We start from the raw sequence: 19,973 nt of genomic DNA, 5'->3' as shown, positions 1-19,973 counted from the left end.
ATTCCTTTAACACCGTCCCGTGAGGCGGGGAAGGAGCGGCCCGGATGACCTCCGGTACCCCCGTGCCCGACGACACCGCTGCGGCCACCGCAGCCACGGTCGTGCTGGGCGAGCAGGACGTGGCCCGCGCGCTGACGCGCATCGCCCACGAGATCCTCGAGCGCAACAAGGGGGGCGACGACCTCGTCGTCCTCGGCATCCCGACCCGCGGCGTCCCGCTGGCGCACCGCCTCGCGGCGCGGCTGGCGGCCGTGGAGCCCGGCCTGGTGGCCGAGGACCTGGTCGGCAGCCTCGACGTCACGATGTACCGCGACGACCTGGCTCAGCACCCCACGCGCACCATCGGCGCGACCAGCGTCCCGGCGCGCGGCATCGACGGCAAGGTCGTCGTGCTGGTGGACGACGTGCTGTACTCCGGCCGCACGATCCGCGCGGCGCTGGACGCCCTGAACGACCTGGGCCGGCCGCGCGCGGTGCAGCTGGCCGCGCTGGTGGACCGCGGGCACCGCGAGCTGCCGATCCGGGCGGACTTCGTCGGCAAGAACCTCCCGACGTCGACGGCGGAGCGCGTGCGCGTGCTGCTCGCCGAAACCGACGGCCGCACCGAGGTCGTCATCGAGGGGGGCCCGCGATGAGGCACCTCCTGTCCACGACCGACCTCGACCGCGCCGCCGCGATCCGCGTCCTCGACACGGCCGCCCAGATGGCCGCGACCCAGGGCCGGCAGATCAAGAAGCTGCCGACGCTGCGCGGCCGCACGGTGGTCAACCTGTTCTTCGAGGACAGCACCCGCACGCGCATCTCGTTCGAGACCGCCGCCAAGCGGCTGAGCGCCGACGTCATCAACTTCTCGGCCAAGGGGTCGAGCGTGTCCAAGGGCGAGTCGCTCAAGGACACCGCGCTGACCCTGCAGGCGATGGGCGCGGACGCGATCGTCATCCGGCACCAGGCGTCCGGCGCGCCGCACACGCTCGCGCACGCCGGCTGGACCGAGGCCGCGGTGGTGAACGCCGGCGACGGGATGCACCAGCACCCGACGCAGGCGCTGCTCGACGCGTTCACGATCCGCCGCCACCTCACCGGCACGGCGACGAACCCGGACGGCGTCGGCCACGACCTCGCCGGGCTGCACGTCGCGGTCGTCGGCGACGTGCTGCACAGCCGGGTCGCTCGCTCGAACGTCGACCTGCTGCACACCCTCGGCGCCGAGGTCACGCTCGTGGCCCCGCCCACCCTGCTGCCCGTCGGCGTCGGCCCCTGGCCGGCCGCGGTGTCCTACCGGCTGGACGACGTGCTCGCCCAGGGCCCCGACGCGGTGATGATGCTGCGCGTGCAGCGCGAGCGGATGTCGACGGCGGGCGGCGGGTTCTTCCCGAGCCCGCTGGAGTACACCCGGCTGTACGGCCTGGACGCGCGCCGCCTCGCGACGCTGCCGGACCACAGCATCGTGCTGCACCCCGGCCCGATGAACCGCGGGCTGGAGATCTCCGCGGACGCGGCGGACTCGCCGCGGGCCGTGATCGTCGAGCAGGTCGCGAACGGCGTGGCCGTGCGCATGGCGGTGCTCTACCTCCTGCTGTCGGGCGACGGCGACACCCCCGGCGCGGCCCCCGCCACGGGAGCCGTCCCCGCCCTGACCAGCACCAGCACCCCCGCCACCGCAGCAACCACCACCACCGCCGGAGCCACCGCATGACCGCGCAGTACCTGCTCAAGGACGTCCGCCCCCTCGGCGGCGAGCCCACCGACGTGCTGGTCGCCGGCGGCCTGGTCGCGGCGATCGGCCCGGACGCCGGCGACGCGTCCGAGAACGCCCCCGACGACCTCGAGGTGATCGACGCGACCGGGATGGTGCTGCTGCCCGGCCTGGTCGACCTGCACACCCACCTGCGCGAGCCCGGCCGGGAGGACGCCGAGACGATCGCGTCCGGCACCCGCGCCGGGGCGGCCGGCGGGTTCACCGCGGTGCACGCGATGGCCAACACCACGCCGACCCAGGACACCGCGGGCGTCGTCGAGCAGGTCTGGCGTCTGGGCGCGCAGGCCGGCTGGACCGACGTGCACCCGGTGGGCGCGGTCAGCGTGGGCCTGGCGGGGGAGCACCTCGCCGAGCTGGGCGCGATGGCCGACTCCGCCGCCCGGGTCCGGGTGTTCAGCGACGACGGCAAGTGCGTGCACGACCCGGTGCTCATGCGCCGCGCGCTGGAGTACGTGAAGGCGTTCGACGGAGTGATCGCCCAGCACGCGCAGGAGCCCCGGCTGACCCAGGGCGCCCAGATGCACGAGGGCGTCGTGTCCGCCGAGATCGGCCTGGCCGGCTGGCCCGCCGTCGCGGAGGAGGCGATCATCGCCCGGGACGTGCTGCTCGCCGAGCACGTCGGGTCGCGGCTGCACGTGTGCCACCTGTCGACGGCCGGCTCGGTGGAGATCATCCGCTGGGCGAAGTCGCGCGGCATCGCCGTCACCGCCGAGGTCACGCCGCACCACCTGGTCCTCACGGACGAGGAGGCCCGCGGCTACGACCCGGTGTTCAAGGTGAACCCGCCGCTGCGCACGCAGGCCGACGTCGACGCCGTCCGCGAGGGCCTGGCCGACGGCACGATCGACATCGTCGCCACCGACCACGCCCCGCACACCCGCGAGGACAAGGACTGCGAGTGGGCCGCGGCCGCGTTCGGCATGACCGGCCTGGAGACCGCGCTGTCGGTCGTGCAGCAGACCATGGTCGACACCGGCCGGATGACCTGGGCCGACGTTGCACGGGTGCTGTCGACCAACCCCGCCCGCATCGGCCGGGTCGAGGGCCACGGGCGCCCGATCGCGGTGGGGGAGCCGGCCAACCTCGTGCTGGTCGACCCCGACCAGCGCCGGGTCGTCGAGCCCGCGCGGCAGGCCACGGCGTCGACGAACTCGCCGCTGCGCGGCCGGGAGCTGCCGGGCGCGGTCGTCGCGACGTTCCTGCGCGGCCGGGCCACGGTGCTCGACGGCGTGCCGCAGGACGACCCGGCGGACCCGCGCTACGCCGCGGGGCGGGTGACGCCCTGATGCCGCCCTGGCTGTCGGTGACGATCCTCGTCGCGCTCGGCGTGGCGCTGCTCCTCGGCATGGCCAAGGGCTGGCGCCGCCTCAACCGCGGTCCCGCCGACGTCCCCGCGCCCCCGACGGTCCCGGCCGACGCCGACCTCGGCGAGGCGCGGACCGAGCCGCTCGCCGCCACGTACGTGTCGACGACCCGGGCCGGCGACTGGCTCGACCGCGTGGGGTCGCACGGCCTCGGCGTCCGCTCGGCCGCCACGGTCCAGGTGTGGACCAGCGGCGTGGTGGTGCGACGACGAGGGGCGCCGGACGTGTTCGTCCCGCGCGCGGCGCTGCGCGCGGTGGGCACCTCCGGCGGCATGGCCGGCAAGGTCGTCGGCGGCGAGGGGCTGGTCGTGCTGACCTGGGTCCCCAGCCCGGACGACGACCCCCGCGGCCTCGAGACCGGCCTGCGCCTGCGGCACCGCCAGGAGGCGGACGTGCTGCGCGCGGCCACCCAGACACTCATCGGATCGACACCCGCCGCGAGCGGGTCGGAGGAGAGCTCATGACGGACGCACTGCTGGTCCTCGAGGACGGGCGGACGTTCGCCGGCGAGGCCTACGGGGCCACCGGCACCACCTGGGGCGAGATCGTCTTCAACACCGGCATGACCGGGTACCAGGAGACGCTGACCGACCCCAGCTACCACCGCCAGATCGTCGTGATGACCGCGCCGCACATCGGCAACACCGGCGTCAACGACGAGGACCCCGAGTCGGGCCGGATCTGGGTGTCCGGCTACGTGGTCCGGGACCCCGCGCGCCGGGCGTCGAACTGGCGCAGCGACCGCAGCCTGGACGAGGAGCTGGCGGCGCAGGGCGTCGTCGGCATCTCCGGGATCGACACCCGCGCCCTGACCCGGCACCTGCGCGAGCGCGGCGTGATGCGCGCCGCGATCCTGTCCGGCGACGCGCTGCTCGACGCCGCCGGCCGCCGCCGGGCCGCCGAGGACCTGGTCGCCGAGGTGCAGGCCCGCCCGCAGATGGCCGGCGCCGACCTGGCCGGCGAGGTGTCCACCGACACCGCGTACGTCGTCAAGGCCCTCGGCCCCGACGGCGCGGAGCTCGCCGAGCCCGTCGCCCGCGTCGCCGCCGTCGACCTGGGCATCAAGTCGATGACCCCGAACCGGATGGCCGAGCGCGGCATCGAGGTGCACGTGCTGCCCGCGCAGTCGTCCATCGACGACGTCCTCGCCACCGCCCCCGACGGCGTGTTCTTCTCCAACGGCCCCGGCGACCCGTCCGCGGCGACCCACGAGGTCGAGCTGCTCCGCGAGGTGCTGGACCGGAGGATCCCGTTCTTCGGCATCTGCTACGGCAACCAGCTGCTCGGGCGGGCGCTCGGCTACGGCACCTACAAGCTCGGCTACGGGCACCGCGGCGTGAACCAGCCGGTGCTCGACCGCGCCACGGGCCGCGTCGAGATCACCGCGCACAACCACGGCTTCGCGGTCGACGCGCCGCTGGACGAGGTGTCCGTCGCCCCGCACGACGGCGGGCGGTACGGCCGCGTGACCGTCTCGCACGTCGACCTCAACGACGACGTCGTCGAGGGCCTGGCCGCCCTCGACCTGCCGGCGTTCTCGGTGCAGTACCACCCCGAGGCCGCCGCGGGCCCGCACGACGCCGCCTACCTGTTCGACCGGTTCCTGGACCTCATGCGCGAGCCCGACAAGGGTGCCGCCGCCGCGGGCCAGGCCACCGACGTCACCGACTCCCCGAAGGGCGCCTGATGCCTCGCCGCACCGACATCCACTCCGTCCTCGTCATCGGCTCCGGCCCGATCGTCATCGGCCAGGCCGCGGAGTTCGACTACTCCGGCACCCAGGCGTGCCGCGTGCTGAAGGAGGAGGGCCTGCGGGTCGTCCTCGTGAACTCCAACCCGGCGACGATCATGACCGACCCGGAGTTCGCCGACGCGACCTACGTCGAGCCGATCACCACCGAGGTGCTCACCTCGATCATCGCCAAGGAGCGCCCGGACGCGATCCTGCCGACGCTGGGCGGCCAGACGGCGCTCAACGCCGCGATCGCCCTGGACGAGGCCGGCGTGCTCGCGGAGTACGGCGTCGAGCTGATCGGCGCCAACATCCCCGCCATCCAGAAGGGCGAGGACCGCGAGCAGTTCAAGCAGGTCGTCGAGGTCTGCGGCGGCGAGTCCGCGCGCTCGGCGATCATCCACACGATCGACGAGGCGCTGGTCGCGGTCGAGGACCTCGGATACCCGGTGGTCGTCCGCCCGTCGTTCACCATGGGCGGCCTCGGCTCCGGCATCGCCTACGACGAGGCGGACCTGCGCCGGATCGTCGGCCAGGGCCTGCACTACTCGCCGACCACCGAGGTGCTCCTGGAGGAGTCGATCCTCGGCTGGAAGGAGTACGAGCTCGAGCTCATGCGCGACAAGGCGGACAACGTCGTCGTCGTCTGCTCGATCGAGAACGTCGACCCGGTTGGCGTGCACACCGGCGACTCGGTCACGGTCGCCCCGGCGCTCACGCTGACCGACCGCGAGTACCAGCGGCTGCGGGACATCGGCATCGCGGTGATCCGCGAGGTCGGCGTCGACACCGGCGGCTGCAACATCCAGTTCGCGGTGAACCCCGACACCGGCCGGATCATCGTCATCGAGATGAACCCGCGGGTGTCCCGGTCCTCGGCGCTGGCGTCGAAGGCCACCGGCTTCCCGATCGCGAAGATCGCGGCGCGCCTGGCCGTCGGCTACACGCTGGACGAGATCCCGAACGACATCACCGGCTCCACCCCGGCGTCCTTCGAGCCCACGCTCGACTACGTCGTCGTCAAGGTGCCGCGGTTCGCGTTCGAGAAGTTCCCGGCCGCCGACCCGACCCTGACCACCACGATGAAGTCCGTCGGCGAGGCCATGGCGCTCGGCCGCAACTTCACCGAGGCGCTCGGCAAGGCCATGCGGTCCATCGACCGGAAGGGCACGACGTTCCACTGGGACGGCGAGGCCCTCACCGGCGAGGCGCTGGACGCCCTGGTCGCGACCATCTCGCGCCCGACCGAGCACCGCCTGGTCGACGTGCAGCAGGTGCTCCGCGCCGGCGTGTCCGTCGACGAGGTGTACGCCCGCACCGGCATCGACCCGTGGTTCCTCGACCAGCTGCAGCTGATCAACGAGGTCGCCGCGGAGACCGCCGCCGCGCCGGAGCTGACCGCCGCGGTCCTGCGGAAGGCCAAGCGGCACGGCCTGTCCGACGTGCAGATCGCCTCCCTGCGGGGGATCGGCGAGGACGTGGCGCGCGAGGTCCGGCAGGCGCTGGGCGTCCGCCCGGTCTACAAGACGGTCGACACCTGCGCGGCCGAGTTCGCCGCCCGCACGCCGTACCACTACTCGTCCTACGACGAGGAGACCGAGGTCGCCCCGCGCGAGCGCCCGGCGGTGCTCATCCTCGGGTCCGGCCCGAACCGCATCGGCCAGGGCATCGAGTTCGACTACTCCTGCGTGCACGCCACGCTGGCGCTCAAGGGCGAGTTCGAGACCGTCATGGTCAACTGCAACCCCGAGACCGTGTCGACCGACTACGACACCGCGGACCGGCTGTACTTCGAGCCGCTGACGTTCGAGGACGTCCTCGAGGTCTACGAGGCCGAGAAGGCCGCCGGCCCGGTCGCCGGGATCATCGTGCAGCTCGGCGGCCAGACCCCGCTGTCGCTCGCGCAGCGCCTGGCGGACGCCGGGCTGCCGATCCTGGGCACCCCGCCGGCCGCCATCGACGCCGCCGAGGACCGCGGCGCGTTCGGGGCCGTGCTCGCCGCCGCGGGCCTGCCCGCGCCGGCGTTCGGCACCGCTACCACGCTGCCTGTCGCGCGGGAGACCGCCGCCCGCATCGGCTACCCGGTGCTCGTGCGCCCGTCGTACGTCCTGGGCGGCCGCGGCATGGAGATCGTCTACTCCGACGAGCAGCTGACCGAGTACGTCGAGCGCGCGCTGGCCGAGGCCACCGCCCGCGGCGGCGCGCTGCCGCCGCTGCTGATCGACCGGTTCCTCGACGACGCCATCGAGATCGACGTCGACGCCCTGTACGACGGCACCGAGCTGTTCCTCGGCGGCGTCATGGAGCACATCGAGGAGGCGGGCATCCACTCCGGCGACTCGGCCTGCGTGCTGCCGCCGGTGTCGCTGTCGGAGTCGGAGCTGCAGCGGATCAAGGTGTCGACCGAGGCCATCGCGAAGGGGGTCGGGGTCCGCGGCCTGCTGAACATCCAGTTCGCGCTCGTGTCCGACGTGCTCTACGTGCTCGAGGCCAACCCGCGCGCGTCCCGCACCGTCCCGTTCGTGTCCAAGGCGACGGGCGTCCCGCTGGCCAAGGCCGCGGCGCTGGTGATGACCGGGAAGTCGATCGCCGACCTGCGGGCGTCCGGCGTGCTGCCGGCCGACGACGCGGGCGTCATCGACCTCGACGCGCCGATCGCCGTCAAGGAGGCCGTGCTGCCGTTCAAGCGGTTCCGCACCGGCGACGGCACGGTGGTCGACACCGTGCTCGGCCCGGAGATGCGGTCCACCGGCGAGGTCATGGGCTTCGACACCGACTTCCCGACGGCGTTCGCCAAGTCGCAGTCGGCGGCGTTCGGCGGCCTGCCGACCGCGGGCCGGGCGTTCATCTCGGTGGCCGACCGGGACAAGCGCTCGATCGTGTTCCCGGTGAAGCGGCTGCAGGAGCTGGGCTTCGAGATCCTGGCGACCGACGGCACCGCCGCGGTGCTCAAGCGCAACGGCATCGCCTCGACGGTCGTGCGGAAGTTCTCGGCCGGGCGCGGCCCGGCGGGGGAGCCGACGATCGTCGACCTCATCTCGGCCGGCGAGGTCGACATCGTGGTGAACACGCCCTCCGGGCAGGGCGCGCGCGCCGACGGCTACGAGATCCGCGCGGCCACCACGGCGGCGGACAAGGCGATCGTCACGACCGTGCAGCAGCTCGGCGCCGCGGTGCAGGGCATCGAGGCGGCGCTGGCCGGGCCGTTCGGCGTGGCGAGCCTGCAGGAGCACGACGCGGCGACGGCCGGCCGCCGGGCGGCGGTGGCCGCGGGCGCGTCGGTGGCCGGCGGCGACGGGGTCGTCGCGTGAGGCCGTTCGGCGCCCGCCTCGCGGCGGCGATGGCCGAGCACGGCCCGCTCTGCGTCGGCATCGACCCGCACGCGTCCCTGCTGGACGCGTGGGGGCTGCCGGACAGCGCCGAGGGCGTGCGCCGGTTCGCGCTCACCGTCATGGAGGCCGTGGGCGGGCGCGTCGCGGCCGTCAAGCCGCAGGCCGCGTTCTTCGAGCGGCACGGCTCCGCGGGCGTCGCGGCGCTCGAGGAGGTCGTGGCGGCGGGCCGGGAGACGGGCACGCTGGTCGTGGTCGACGCCAAGCGCGGCGACATCGGCTCGACGATGGGCGCCTACGCGGACGCGTTCCTCCGGGACGGCTCGCCGCTGGCCGGCGACGCCCTGACCGTGTCGCCGTACCTGGGCTTCGGCTCGCTCGCGCCGGCCGTCGACCTGGCGTTGGCCACCGGGCGCGGGCTGTTCGTGCTCGCGCTGACCTCGAACCCCGAGGGCCCGGCCGTGCAGCACGCGCGGGACGCCGACGGCGTGGCCGTCGCGGACCGGGTGGCGCGCTCGGCCGCGGAGGCCAACGCGGCGGAGCTCGCCCCGGGCGGCCCGGCGGCGGGGGCGCCCCTGGGGTCGATCGGCCTGGTCGTCGGCGCCACCATCGGCGACGCCGCGGCCCGGCTGGGCGTCGACCTGGCGGCCGTGCGCGGCCCGCTGCTCGCCCCGGGCGTCGGCGCCCAGGGCGCGGGGCCGGCGGAGCTGGCCGCGGTCTTCGGCGACGCCCGCTCGGCTGTCCTGGCGTCGTCCTCGCGCGGCGTCCTCGCGGCCGGCCCGGACGCGCGCGCCCTGCGCGACGCGGCCCGCGCGGCGGCGGACGCGGCGGGCGCCGCCCTGCGCTGAGCGGGCGCCCGCGAGGGCGCACGAGACTCGTCCGGGGCGCCCGCACCGAGGGCACCCCGGACGAGTCTCGTGCACCCCGGGCGCCCCCGGACCCGTTGCCCCGAGCGACGGGTCCGGGGCGTTCTCGTGCCGACACGCTGCCGGAACGTGCCGCTGCGCCCATCCCGTGCCATCCTCGGGAGATGGGTTCCCCGGAGCCCGGCGCGACGCCGCGTCGAGCACCGCGGGGTCGCCCATGTTCCATGTCCCTGCCTCCTGACAGTGATGAGAAGGTGACTCACGTGGCACTTCCGACTCTCACCCCCGAGCAGCGCGCAGCGGCGCTCGAGAAGGCCGCGGCTGCCCGCCAGGCACGCGCGGAGGTCAAGAACCGGCTGAAGTACTCGCAGGGCTCGCTGTCCGAGGTGATCGCGCAGGGGCAGAAGGACGAGACCATCGGCAAGCTCAAGGTCCTCGCCCTGCTCGAGTCCCTCCCGGGAGTGGGTAAGGTCAAGGCACGCCAGATCATCTCCGAGATCGGGATCTCGGAGACCCGCCGCGTGCGTGGCCTCGGCCCGCACCAGGTGAAGGCGCTCGTCGACCGGTTCGGGTGACCGGCGGCGCCACCGTCGCCGGCCCCCGGGCCGCACAACTCCAGGAGCACCAGAGCAGCATGACGACGCCGCGCGCCCGGCTGACCGTCCTCGCCGGACCGACCGCCGTCGGCAAGGGCACCGTGTCCGCCGACCTCCGCGCGCGGTACCCGCAGGTCTGGCTCTCCGTGTCGGCCACGACCCGGTCCCCCCGGCCGGGCGAGGTCGACGGCCTGCACTACCACTTCGTCACGCCCGAGGAGTTCGACCGCATGGTCGCCGAGGGCGACCTGCTCGAGTGGGCGGTCGTGCACGGCCGGAACCGCTACGGCACCCCGCGTCGGCCCGTCGAGGAGAGGCTGGCCGCCGGGGAGCCCGCGCTGCTGGAGATCGACCTGCAGGGTGCCCGCCAGGTGCGCACGACCATGCCCGAGGCGCAGTTCGTGTTCCTCGCGCCGCCGTCGATGGACGAGCTGGTGCGCCGCCTCGTCGGGCGCGGCACGGAGGACGAGGAGGAGCGCGCCCGCCGGCTCGCGACCGCCGAGGTCGAGATGGCGGCCGAGCCCGAGTTCGACCACGTGGTGGTCAACGACGACGTCCGGCGCGCCACGGACGAGCTGGTCGCCCTGATGGGGCTGCCCGCGGCTGTAGACTGACCGGCAGTCCCCACCACCTTCGACTACGGGAGCCACCGTGTCCGGAACCGTCGCCGAGCCCATCGGCATCACCGACCCGCCGATCGACCGCCTCCTGGAGCGCGCCGACTCGAAGTACGCGCTGGTCATCTACTCGGCCAAGCGCGCGCGGCAGATCAACGCGTACTACTCGCAGCTCAACGAGGGCCTGCTCGAGTACGTCGGCCCGCTGGTGGAGACCCGCCCGCAGGAGAAGCCGCTGTCCATCGCGATGCGCGAGATCGACGCGGGCCTGCTGACGGTCACCGCGAACGAGGCCTGAGCCTCCCGCGCTGACGTGCGCATCGTCCTCGGCGTCGCCGGCGGCATCGCCGCGTACAAGGCCGCCCACGTCCTGAGGTCGTTCACCGAGGCGGGGCACGACGTCCGCGTCGTGCCCACCCGGGCGGCCCTGGAGTTCGTCGGGCGCGCGACCTGGGAGGCCCTGTCGGGGCACCCGGTGTCGTCCGAGGTGTTCGACGACGTGCCCGAGGTCGCCCACGTGCGCCTCGGGCGCGAGGCGGACCTCGTCGTCGTCGCCCCGGCGACCGCGGACCTGCTGGCCCGCGCGGCGCACGGCCGGGCGGACGACCTGCTGGCCGCCACGCTGCTGACCGCCACCTGCCCGGTGCTCATGGCGCCGGCCATGCACACCGAGATGTGGCAGCACCCGGCGACGCGCGCCAACGTCGCGACGCTGCGCGAGCGCGGCGTGCACGTGCTCGACCCGGACTCCGGCCGGCTCACCGGCGCGGACAGCGGGCCCGGCCGGCTGCCCGAGCCCGACGCGATCGCCGCCGCCGCCCTCGCGCTGGTCGACCCCGAGGGCAAGCCCCGGACCCAGGACCTCGCCGGGCGCACGGTCGTCGTGTCGGCCGGCGGCACCCGCGAGCCGCTCGACCCGGTCCGGTTCCTCGGGAACCGGTCGTCGGGCAAGCAGGGCGTCGCCCTGGCCCGGACCGCGCAGGCGCGCGGCGCCCGGGTGACGCTGGTCGCCGCGAACCTCGCCGTGCGGCCGCCCGCCGGCGTGCGCGTCGTGGCGGTCGAGACGACCGCCGAGCTGCAGGACGCCGTCCGCGGCGCCGCGGCCGACGCCGACGTCGTCGTGATGGCCGCGGCCGTCGCCGACTTCCGGCCCGCCGAGGGCGCCGCGCACAAGATCAAGAAGCAGGCCGACGGCTCCGCGCCGCCGCTCGCGCTCGTGCAGAACCCCGACGTGCTCGCCGGCCTGGTCGCCGACCCGCCGCGCACCGACGGGCGGCCGCAGGTCGTCGTCGGGTTCGCCGCGGAGACCGGCGACGCGGAGGGCGACGTGCTCGCCCACGGCCGCGCGAAGGCGCGCCGCAAGGGCGCCGACCTGCTCGCGGTGAACGCCGTGGGCGCCGGGGTCGGGTTCGGCACCGAGCACAACGCGGTCACGCTGCTGGACTCCGGCGGCGAGGTCGTCGGGACGGTCGAGGGCAGCAAGGACGCCGTGTCCGACGCGCTGTGGGACGCCGTCGTCCGCGTGCTGCCCCTGTGACCTCGCGGGCCCCGCTCGTCGAGCAGCGCGCGTCCCGTCCGTCCGGGGGCCGGCGGCCCGCTAACCTGGCCCCATGACGATCGCCGATACGCGCCTCTTCACGTCCGAGTCCGTCACGGAGGGGCACCCGGACAAGGTCTGCGACCAGATCTCCGACGCGATCCTCGACGCGATCCTCGAGCAGGACCCGACCGCCCGCGTGGCCGTCGAGACGATGGTGACCACCGGCCTCGTGCACGTCGCGGGCGAGGTCACCACGACCGCGTACGTCGAGATCCCGCAGATCGTCCGCCAGGTCGTGCGGAACATCGGGTACACCTCCTCCGACATCGGGTTCGACGGCGACTCGTGCGGTGTGTCCGTGTCGATCGGCCAGCAGTCGCCCGACATCGCGCAGGGCGTCGACAAGGCCCTCGAGTCCCGCCAGGACGCGTCCGACCACGACCCGCTGGACCTGCAGGGCGCCGGCGACCAGGGCCTCATGTTCGGCTACGCGTCGGACGACACCGAGAGCCTGCTGCCGCTGCCGATCTGGCTGTCGCACCGCCTCGCCGAGCGCCTCGCCCTCGTCCGCAAGGAGGGCGTCGTCCCGAACCTGCGCCCCGACGGCAAGACCCAGGTCACCGTCGGCTACGACGGCGACCGCGCCGTGCGGCTCGACACCGTCGTGCTGTCGACCCAGCACGGCCCGGGCGTGCACCTGGAGTCCGAGCTCGCCCCGGCGATCGCCGAGCACGTCGTCGCGCCGGTCCTCGACGCCGCGGGCCTGGACCTCGACGTCAGCGACTACCGCCTGCTGGTGAACCCGACCGGCCAGTTCGTCGTCGGCGGCCCGCAGGGCGACGCCGGCCTCACCGGCCGCAAGATCATCGTCGACACCTACGGCGGCATGGCCCGGCACGGCGGCGGCGCCTTCTCCGGCAAGGACCCGTCGAAGGTCGACCGCTCCGCCGCCTACGCCATGCGCTGGGTCGCGAAGAACGTCGTCGCCGCGGGCCTGGCCCGCCGCTGCGAGGTGCAGGTCGCCTACGCGATCGGCAAGGCGCACCCGGTCGGCCTGTACGTCGAGACGTTCGGCACCGAGACCGTGCCGGTCGACCGCCTGACCGCCGCGATCCGCGAGGTGTTCGACCTGCGCCCCGCCGCGATCGTCCGGGACCTCGACCTGCTGCGGCCGATCTACCGGAAGACCGCCGCGTACGGCCACTTCGGCCGCGCGCTGCCCGAGTTCACCTGGGAGCGCACGGACCGCGTGGACGCGCTGCGCTCCGCCCTGTCCTGAGGGACCGGGTGGCGGACGGACCCGCGCCCGTGGACGGACCCGCGGAGCAGCCGGCGCTGCTCGGGCTCGACGAGGTCGGGCCGGCGGGTCCGTCCGCGCGCGGGGCCGGGCGCGGGTCGTCGGGCCGCGGGCCGGCCGCCGCGCGCGGGGCCGGTGCCGCCCGGCCCCGGCGTCGCGCCCGCGCGCGCGACGTCGACGTCGAGCCCGCGGCGGACCTGCCGGTCGCCCGGGTCGCGGTCGAGCTCGCGCCCGCGCACCTGGACCGGCCGTTCGAGTACCTCGTTCCGGCGGCGCTCGCCGACGCGGCGGCGCCGGGCACCCGGGTGAAGGTGCGGTTCGGCGCGCAGGACGTGGACGGCTACGTCCTCGACCGCGCCGCGGAGCCCGACCACGACGGCACCCTCGTGCCCCTGCGCCGGGTCGTGTCGCCCGAGCCCGTGCTGACGCCGGCGGTCGGGCGGCTCGCGCGGGCCGTCGCCGACCGGTACGCGGGGACGCTCGCCGACGTCCTGCGGCTCGCCGTCCCCCCGCGGCACGCGCGGACCGAGGGAGAGGTGCCGCCTGCCCGGGACGGCGCGGACGGCGCGGGGGAGACGGAGGGCGCGAGCGACGTCGACCGCTCGGACGGGCAGGCGCCCGGCGCCGCGTCCGTGCCCCCGCCCGGGGCCGTCGCCTCGGGAGCGACCCGGTCGGCTCGGGCCGCCGCGCCCTCGCCCGCGCCCGAGGCCACGCCCGCATCCACTGCCGGCCCCGCCTCCGCCTTCGCCTTCGCCGCAGCGTCGCCCGCCACCCCCGCCACCGCCGCAGCGTCCCCCGGCACCCGCGCCACCGCCGCAGCGTCGCCCGGCACCCCCGCCACCGCCGCAGCCACCCCCGCCACCCCCGCCACCGCCGCAGCCACCCCCGCCTCCGCCGCAGCGTCGCCCGGCACCCCCGCCTCCGACGCCGCCTGGGCGCCCTACCGCGGCGGCCCGGCGTTCCTCGCGCACCTCGCCGCCGGGGGCTCGCCGCGGGCGGCGTGGACGGCCCTGCCCGGCCCGACGGGGGAGCGCTGGCCCGACGGCGTGGCGCAGGCCGCCCGCGCGACGCTGGCGAGCGGCCGCGGCGTCCTGGTCGTCGTGCCGGACGCCCGCGACGTCGACCGCGTGTGCGCCGCGCTGGTCGCGGCCGGCGTGCCCGCGTGGACCCCGGACGGCCCCGACGCCGCCCACGTCCGCCTCATGGCCGACGACGGACCGGCACGGCGGTACCGCGCGTTCCTCGCCGCGCTGCGCGGGCACGCCCGGGTCGTCGTCGGCACCCGGGCCGCGGCGTTCGCGCCCGTGCGGGACCTCGGCCTGGCCGTGTGCTGGGACGACGGCGACGACCTGCACGCCGAGCCCCGGGCGCCGTACCCGCACGTCCGCGAGGTGCTGGGTCTGCGCGCGGAGCTCGAGGGCTGCGGCCTGCTGCTCGCGGCGCACGCCCGGTCGACCGAGGTCCAGGCGCTCGCCGCGTCGGGGTGGGTGCGTCCGGTCGTCGCCGACCGGGACGTCGTGCGCGCCCGCACCCCGCGGGTCCGCGCGCTCACCAGCGTCGAGCTGGCCCGCGAGGGCGCCGCCGCCGCCGCGCGGCTCCCCGGCGAGGCGTGGCGCACCATCCGGGACCGGCTCGCCGACGGACCCGTGCTGGTCCAAGTCCCGCGCGCCGGCTACCTGCCCGCGGTGGCGTGCGGGCGGTGCCGCGAGATCGCCCGGTGCGCGCACTGCCACGGCCCGCTGGCGCTGACCTCCGGCGACGGCACGGCGCAGTGCCGGTGGTGCGGTCGGCTGGCGATCCAGTGGCGGTGCGACGCCTGCGGCAACGGCACGTTCCGCTCGGTCGCCGTGGGCTCGGACCGGACCGCCGAGGAGCTGGGCCGCGCGTTCCCCGGCGTGACCGTGCGGCACTCCGGCGCCCGCTCCGGCGTGCTGGCGGAGGTCCCCGACCGGCCCGCGCTCGTCGTGTCGACGATCGGCGCCGAACCGGTCGCGCCCGGCGGGTACGCCGCGGCGATCCTGCTGGACGCCGCCGTCACCACCGGGTCGACCTCGCTGCGCGCGACCGAGGACGCCCTGCGGAAGTGGATAGCCGCGGCCGCCCTCGTCCGGTCCTCCCGGGACGGCGGCGTCGTGCTGCTGGTCGGCGACGGCGCGGAGCGGCCCACGCAGGCCCTGGTGCGCTGGGACCCGGCCGGCCTCGCGGAGCGCGAGCTCGCCGAGCGCGCCGAGGTGCGCCTGCCACCGGTCGTCCGGGTCGCCGAGCTGGTCGGGACCCGCGAGGTCGTCGCCGCCGTGCTCGGGCGCGTCGAGCTGCCGGAGGGCTCCGACGTGCTCGGGCCCGTGCCCCAGCCAGAGCCGCTCGCGCCCGGTGCCGCCGCCGTCCAGGAGTCCCTCGACCCGCCCGTGCGCACCCTCGTCCGGGTGCCGGTCGCGCACGGCCGGGCGCTCGCGCGGTCGCTGGCCGCGTCCCTCGCCGTCCGCAGCGCCCGCCGGGAGGGCGGGACCGTGCGCGTGCGGCTCGACCCGGAGGAGATGCTGTGACCGAGGCCGTCGACGCCGTCGTGCTCGACCTGGGGAACGTGCTGGTGCGCTGGGAGCCGGAGCGGGCCTTCGACGGCGTGCTCACGGCCGCGGAGGTCGAGCGGTTCTTCGCCGACGTCGACTTCCTCGCGCTCAATCTCCGGCAGGACGCCGGCAGACCGTGGAGCGAGGCCCGCGCCGAGGTCGCGCGGACGCACCCCCAGCACGCGCCGACGGTCGACCTCTACGTCGAGCGGTTCGTGCACGCGCTGCCGGGGCCCGTGCCGGGCAGCGCGGAGGTCGTCGACGACCTGCGCGCGGCCGGCGTCCGCGTCCTCGGGCTGACGAACTGGTCCGCCGAGACGTTCCACCACGGCGAGCGCGTCGCGCCCGTCATCGGCCGGCTGGAGGACGTCGTCGTGTCCGGGCGCGAGGGCGTGGTGAAGCCCGACCCCCGCATCTTCGCCCTGATCGCCGAGCGGCACGGGCTCGACCCGGCACGCACGGTGTTCGTCGACGACAGCCCGGCCAACGTCGCCGGCGCCGCGGCGGCCGGGTACCAGGCGGTGCTGTTCACGACGGCCGGGGCGCTGCGGGCCGAGCTCGTCGCACGGGGCGCGCTGCCCGCCTGAACCTGCGTCGGCCGGGGCTCTGCTTGGATCGGGCCATGGCCAGCCGCTACGTGAGCGACAACGTCCGCGCCAACTGGAGCTTCGCGGCGGCCCTCGTGGTCGCCGTCGGCGTCGTGGCGCTCCGCAGCGGCGAGCTCCGGCTCGGCCCCGCCGTGGCCGCCTCGCTCTACCTCGTCATGTGGCCGGTGTTCACCCTGCTGTACCTGGTGTGGACCCACGTCACGTACGCCGGCCGCGGGCCGCGCGGGCTCGTCGCCAGCGCCTGGCGCGAGCAGGACCTCGGCCGGCGGTGGTGGAACCGGGTCCTGGGCTACGGCGGCGCGGCGAGCTGGACGCTGTCGGCGGCCGTCGTGGCGGTCGCCGTGACGATCTTCATCGCGCAGGACCCCACCTACCGCGACGACTGGACGTACATCGGGCTCGGGCTGCTGAACGTGGCGTGCTCCTGGGCGCAAATGGTCTACGCGTTCGCGCTGCAGTACCTGCGCCTGGACGCCGGGCGGCGCGACGACGGCGAGCGGCACCTCACGGTCGACGTCGAGGGGACGCCGCAGTTCGGGGACTACCTCACGCTCGCGGTGCTGCTGTCCGCGATGGCGGCGACCGTGTCGGGGCACATGCGGTCGCGGGCGGCGTGGACGCTCGCCCGGACGCACGTCCTGCTGGCGTTCTCGTTCAACTCCGTCGTCGTCGCGATGATGGTCTCGCTGCTGTTCGGCGGACTCGGGTCCTGACCGGCGCCGCGTGCCCGGCGCGTGCGTGCCCGGCGTGTGCGTGCCCGGCGTGTGCTTGCCTGGCGCTGCGTGCCCGGGTTGAGCTTGCCGCGGCGCTGCGCGCTCGGGGTGCGCTCGCCCCGGCGCTGCGCGCCCGGCGCGGCGCGGGTGCCCGTGCGGCCCGGCACTAGGATCAGTGCCCATGCGCCTGCTCTTCGCCGGGACGCCCGCGGTGGCGCTGCCCTCGCTGGACGCCCTGCTCGCCTCCCGCCACGAGGTCGTCGCCGTCCTCACCCGCCCCGACGCCCGCGCTGGCCGCGGCCGGACGCTCACCCCGAGCCCCGTCAAGGAGCGCGCGCTCGAGGCCGACCTCGAGGTGCTCACCCCGGCGACCCTGAAGGACCCGGAGGTCCAGGCGCGGATCGCCGCGATCGCGCCCGACGCCGCGCCCGTCGTCGCGTACGGCAACCTGGTGCCCCCGGCCGCGCTGGCGCTGCCCCGGCACGGCTGGGTGAACCTGCACTTCTCCGTGCTGCCCGCCTGGCGCGGCGCGGCGCCCGTGCAGCACGCGATCATCGCCGGCGACGAGGTCACCGGCGCCTCGACCTTCCTGCTCGAGGCCGGGCTCGACACCGGACCCGTGCTCGGCACCCTGACGGAGACGATCCGGCCGCTCGACACGTCCGGCGACCTGCTCGGGCGGCTCGCAGGGGCGGGCTCCGACCTGCTCGTCAAGACCCTCGACGCGCTGGAGGACGGCGTGCTCACGCCGGTCCCGCAGCCCACCGACGGCGTCAGCCTCGCGCCGCGCCTCACCACCGAGGACGCCCGCGTCCGCTGGCAGCACCCCGCCATGGCCGTCGACCGCCGCGTGCGCGGCTGCACGCCCGCCCCGGGCGCGTGGACGACGCTGCCCGACGGCGCCCGCCTCGGCCTCGGCCCCGTGCGGCTCGTCCCCGAGGTCACCGACCTCGCGCCCGGCGCCGTGCGCGCCGGCCGCGGTGAGGTGCTCGTCGGCACCGGCACGCACGCCGTCCGGCTCGGCGAGGTGCGGCCGGCCGGGAAGCGGGCGATGGCCGCCGCCGACTGGGCGCGCGGGGCCCGGCTGGACGAGAGGACGGTCCTCGGGGCCGACAGCGGCGCGGAGCGGGGGGCGGGCGCGTGAGCGCGGAACGTGGTCAGGGCGGTCGCCCGGGCGGGCAGGGCGGGCGTTCGGGCGGGCAGGGCGGCGGCCAGGGCGGTCGGTCCGGCGGTCCCGGCCAGAGCGGCGGGCAGCGCAGCGGTTCCGGGCAGGGCGGCAGGCAGCACGGCGGTTCCGGGCAGGGCGGCGCGCGTGGCGCGTCCGGCCAGGGCGGCCAGGGTGGCCAGCGCGGCGGTTCCGGCCAGGGCGGCCAGCGCGGCGCGTCCGGCCAGGACGGCCGGCGCGGCGGCCCCGGCCAGGGCGGCGAGCACCGCGACGCCGCCGGTCGCCAGCGCCCCGCGTCCCGGCAGGGCCCGCGCGAGCGCACCGCCGCCGCGCCGTCTGCGCGCCGCCGGTCGTCCGACCCCGCGCGCACCGCGGCGTTCGACGTCCTGCGCACCGTCGCCGACTCCGACGCCTACGCGAACCTCGTGCTCCCGCCCCTGCTGCGCGAGCGCGGCATCCGTGGCCGCGACGCGGGCTTCGCGACCGAGCTCGCGTACGGCACGCTGCGGCTGCAGGGCCGCTACGACGCGATCCTCTCGCAGTGCACCGGGCGCCCGCTGGAGCAGGTCGACCCGCCCGTGCTGGACGCCCTGCGCCTCGGCGCGCACCAGCTGCTCGGCATGCGCGTGCCGCCGCACGCCGCGGTGTCCGAGACCGTCGGGCTGGTCCGGGAGCAGGTCGGCGCCGGGCCTGCGCAGTTCGTCAACGCCGTGCTGCGCGCGGTGTCCCGCGAGCCGCTGGAGGTGTGGCTCGACCGGATCGGCGACGCCGCCGACCCCGGGGGCTCCGACGCGGTCGCCCGGCTGTCCGCGGTCGACAGCCACCCCGCCTGGGTGACCCGCGCGCTGCGCGAGGCGCTCGTCGGGCACGGCCGGGACGCCGCCGAGCTCGGCGACCTGCTCGCCGCCGACAACGAGGCGCCGCGGGTCTCGCTGGTGGCGCGGCCCGGCCTCGCCGACCGCGACGACCTGCTCGCCGCCGCGGGTCCCGACGCCACGCCCGGCCGCTGGGCGCCGACCGCCGTGACCCTGGCCGGCGGCGGCGACCCGGCCGGCCTGCCCGCCGTGCGCGCCGGGACCGCCGGCGTCCAGGACGAGGGCAGCCAGCTCGTGGCGCTCGCGCTGGCGGACGCGCCGCTCGACGGCTCCGACGCGCGCTGGCTCGATCTGTGCGCCGGCCCTGGCGGCAAGGCTGCGCTGCTGGCCGCCCTGGCGGGGGAGCGCGGCGCCCGGCTCGTCGCCAACGAGGTGCAGCCGCACCGCGCCCGGCTGGTCCGCCAGGCCGTCGCCGCGGCGCCCGAGGGGGCGGTCGAGGACGTGCGGGTCGGCGACGGCCGCGAGGTCGGCGACGCCGAGCCCGGCGGCTACGACCGCGTCCTGCTCGACGCGCCCTGCACCGGGCTGGGGGCGCTGCGCCGCCGGCCGGAGTCGCGCTGGCGGCGGACGCCGTCGGACCTGGCCCAGCTCACCGCCCTGCAGCGCGACCTGCTCGGCTCCGCCCTGCGCGCGGTGCGGGTGGGCGGCGTCGTCGCGTACGTGACGTGCTCGCCGGTGCTCGCGGAGACGCGGCTCGCCGTCGTCGACGCCACCCGCGCCGCGCGCAAGGCCGGGCTGGAGGTCGAGGTGCTCGACGCACCGTCCGTGCTGCACGGCATCGCGCCGGGGCTCGACCTGCCCGAGCGCGAGGACGCCCAGCTCTGGCCGCACGCCCACGGCACCGACGCGATGCACCTGACCCTGCTGCGCCGCACGGCCTGACGCGCGCGGCCCCGCCGGGCCGGACGTCGGCCTGCGGCCGCGCCGGGCCCGACGCGCGCGGCC

At 76.4% G+C, this 19,973-nt stretch carries 17 protein-coding genes; all 17 read left to right on the top strand.

The window, feature by feature from the left end:
- Positions 1-44: 44 nt before the first annotated feature.
- Positions 45-635 (top strand): bifunctional pyr operon transcriptional regulator/uracil phosphoribosyltransferase PyrR, encoded by a 591-nt coding sequence (gene pyrR, locus Cpa01nite_RS02430; protein ID WP_203667128.1) that lies wholly within the window; start codon positions 45-47, stop codon positions 633-635.
- A complete protein-coding gene (locus Cpa01nite_RS02425) occupies positions 632-1,696 on the top strand; it encodes an aspartate carbamoyltransferase catalytic subunit (protein ID WP_203667127.1) in 1,065 nt (354 codons plus the stop codon). The genes pyrR and Cpa01nite_RS02425 overlap by 4 nt, the downstream gene beginning before the upstream one ends.
- Positions 1,693-3,045, top strand: a complete 1,353-nt coding sequence (locus Cpa01nite_RS02420) for a dihydroorotase (protein ID WP_203667126.1) — start codon at positions 1,693-1,695, stop codon at positions 3,043-3,045. Before Cpa01nite_RS02425 ends, Cpa01nite_RS02420 begins: the two co-directional genes overlap by 4 nt.
- On the top strand, positions 3,045-3,587 hold the full coding sequence (locus tag Cpa01nite_RS02415; RefSeq protein WP_203667125.1) for a PH-like domain-containing protein: 543 nt from the start codon (positions 3,045-3,047) through the stop codon (positions 3,585-3,587). The genes Cpa01nite_RS02420 and Cpa01nite_RS02415 overlap by 1 nt, the downstream gene beginning before the upstream one ends.
- On the top strand, positions 3,584-4,810 hold the full coding sequence (gene carA / locus Cpa01nite_RS02410; RefSeq protein WP_203667124.1) for a glutamine-hydrolyzing carbamoyl-phosphate synthase small subunit: 1,227 nt from the start codon (positions 3,584-3,586) through the stop codon (positions 4,808-4,810). The genes Cpa01nite_RS02415 and carA overlap by 4 nt, the downstream gene beginning before the upstream one ends.
- Entirely contained in the window at positions 4,810-8,166 is a 3,357-nt protein-coding gene (carB, locus tag Cpa01nite_RS02405) for a carbamoyl-phosphate synthase large subunit (protein WP_203667123.1), read from the top strand. The genes carA and carB overlap by 1 nt, the downstream gene beginning before the upstream one ends.
- Positions 8,167-8,195: 29 nt before the next feature.
- Positions 8,196-9,032 (top strand): orotidine-5'-phosphate decarboxylase, encoded by an 837-nt coding sequence (gene pyrF / locus Cpa01nite_RS02400; protein ID WP_203667171.1) that lies wholly within the window; start codon positions 8,196-8,198, stop codon positions 9,030-9,032.
- Positions 9,033-9,313: 281 nt separating this feature from the next.
- The gene (gene mihF, locus Cpa01nite_RS02395; RefSeq protein ID WP_166937670.1) at positions 9,314-9,625 is read left to right on the top strand and encodes an integration host factor, actinobacterial type; all 312 of its coding nucleotides are present in this window, start codon (positions 9,314-9,316) and stop codon (positions 9,623-9,625) included.
- Positions 9,626-9,684: 59 nt separating this feature from the next.
- A complete protein-coding gene (gmk, locus tag Cpa01nite_RS02390; protein WP_203667122.1) occupies positions 9,685-10,260 on the top strand; it encodes a guanylate kinase in 576 nt (191 codons plus the stop codon).
- A 37-nt stretch (positions 10,261-10,297) separates the two neighbouring features.
- Positions 10,298-10,561 (top strand): DNA-directed RNA polymerase subunit omega, encoded by a 264-nt coding sequence (gene rpoZ, locus Cpa01nite_RS02385; protein WP_203667121.1) that lies wholly within the window; start codon positions 10,298-10,300, stop codon positions 10,559-10,561.
- Between the two features lie 15 nt (positions 10,562-10,576).
- The gene (gene coaBC, locus Cpa01nite_RS02380; RefSeq protein WP_203667120.1) at positions 10,577-11,800 is read left to right on the top strand and encodes a bifunctional phosphopantothenoylcysteine decarboxylase/phosphopantothenate--cysteine ligase CoaBC; all 1,224 of its coding nucleotides are present in this window, start codon (positions 10,577-10,579) and stop codon (positions 11,798-11,800) included.
- 73 nt (positions 11,801-11,873) lie between these two features.
- Positions 11,874-13,082, top strand: a complete 1,209-nt coding sequence (gene metK, locus Cpa01nite_RS02375) for a methionine adenosyltransferase (RefSeq protein WP_203667119.1) — start codon at positions 11,874-11,876, stop codon at positions 13,080-13,082.
- A gap of 29 nt (positions 13,083-13,111) precedes the next feature.
- On the top strand, positions 13,112-15,643 hold the full coding sequence (locus Cpa01nite_RS02370) for a primosomal protein N' (protein WP_239068456.1): 2,532 nt from the start codon (positions 13,112-13,114) through the stop codon (positions 15,641-15,643).
- Complete coding sequence (locus Cpa01nite_RS02365; protein WP_203667118.1) at positions 15,640-16,254, top strand: HAD-IA family hydrolase; 615 nt, start codon at positions 15,640-15,642, stop codon at positions 16,252-16,254. Before Cpa01nite_RS02370 ends, Cpa01nite_RS02365 begins: the two co-directional genes overlap by 4 nt.
- Before the next feature lie 35 nt (positions 16,255-16,289).
- Positions 16,290-16,988 (top strand): DUF1345 domain-containing protein, encoded by a 699-nt coding sequence (locus Cpa01nite_RS02360; protein ID WP_203667117.1) that lies wholly within the window; start codon positions 16,290-16,292, stop codon positions 16,986-16,988.
- Between the two features lie 181 nt (positions 16,989-17,169).
- Positions 17,170-18,132 carry a methionyl-tRNA formyltransferase gene (gene fmt, locus Cpa01nite_RS02355; RefSeq protein ID WP_203667116.1) on the top strand — a complete coding sequence of 321 codons (963 nt, stop codon included), beginning with the start codon at positions 17,170-17,172 and terminating at the stop codon, positions 18,130-18,132.
- Entirely contained in the window at positions 18,129-19,910 is a 1,782-nt protein-coding gene (locus Cpa01nite_RS02350; RefSeq protein WP_203667115.1) for an RsmB/NOP family class I SAM-dependent RNA methyltransferase, read from the top strand. The genes fmt and Cpa01nite_RS02350 overlap by 4 nt, the downstream gene beginning before the upstream one ends.
- Positions 19,911-19,973: the final 63 nt, after the last annotated feature.

The organism is Cellulomonas pakistanensis, assembly GCF_016862755.1.
Taxonomy (GTDB): Bacteria; Actinomycetota; Actinomycetes; order Actinomycetales; family Cellulomonadaceae; genus Cellulomonas; species Cellulomonas pakistanensis.
This window is presented reverse-complemented; position numbering and strand designations above follow the sequence as displayed.

Coding starts and splice junctions, on each gene's coding strand:
- pyrR (WP_203667128.1), top strand. CDS start 45: ATGACCTCCGGTACCCCCGTGCCCGACGACACCGCTGCGGCCACCGCA.
- Cpa01nite_RS02425 (WP_203667127.1), top strand. CDS start 632: ATGAGGCACCTCCTGTCCACGACCGACCTCGACCGCGCCGCCGCGATC.
- Cpa01nite_RS02420 (WP_203667126.1), top strand. CDS start 1,693: ATGACCGCGCAGTACCTGCTCAAGGACGTCCGCCCCCTCGGCGGCGAG.
- Cpa01nite_RS02415 (WP_203667125.1), top strand. CDS start 3,045: ATGCCGCCCTGGCTGTCGGTGACGATCCTCGTCGCGCTCGGCGTGGCG.
- carA (WP_203667124.1), top strand. CDS start 3,584: ATGACGGACGCACTGCTGGTCCTCGAGGACGGGCGGACGTTCGCCGGC.
- carB (WP_203667123.1), top strand. CDS start 4,810: ATGCCTCGCCGCACCGACATCCACTCCGTCCTCGTCATCGGCTCCGGC.
- pyrF (WP_203667171.1), top strand. CDS start 8,196: ATGGCCGAGCACGGCCCGCTCTGCGTCGGCATCGACCCGCACGCGTCC.
- gmk (WP_203667122.1), top strand. CDS start 9,685: ATGACGACGCCGCGCGCCCGGCTGACCGTCCTCGCCGGACCGACCGCC.
- metK (WP_203667119.1), top strand. CDS start 11,874: ATGACGATCGCCGATACGCGCCTCTTCACGTCCGAGTCCGTCACGGAG.
- Cpa01nite_RS02360 (WP_203667117.1), top strand. CDS start 16,290: ATGGCCAGCCGCTACGTGAGCGACAACGTCCGCGCCAACTGGAGCTTC.
- fmt (WP_203667116.1), top strand. CDS start 17,170: ATGCGCCTGCTCTTCGCCGGGACGCCCGCGGTGGCGCTGCCCTCGCTG.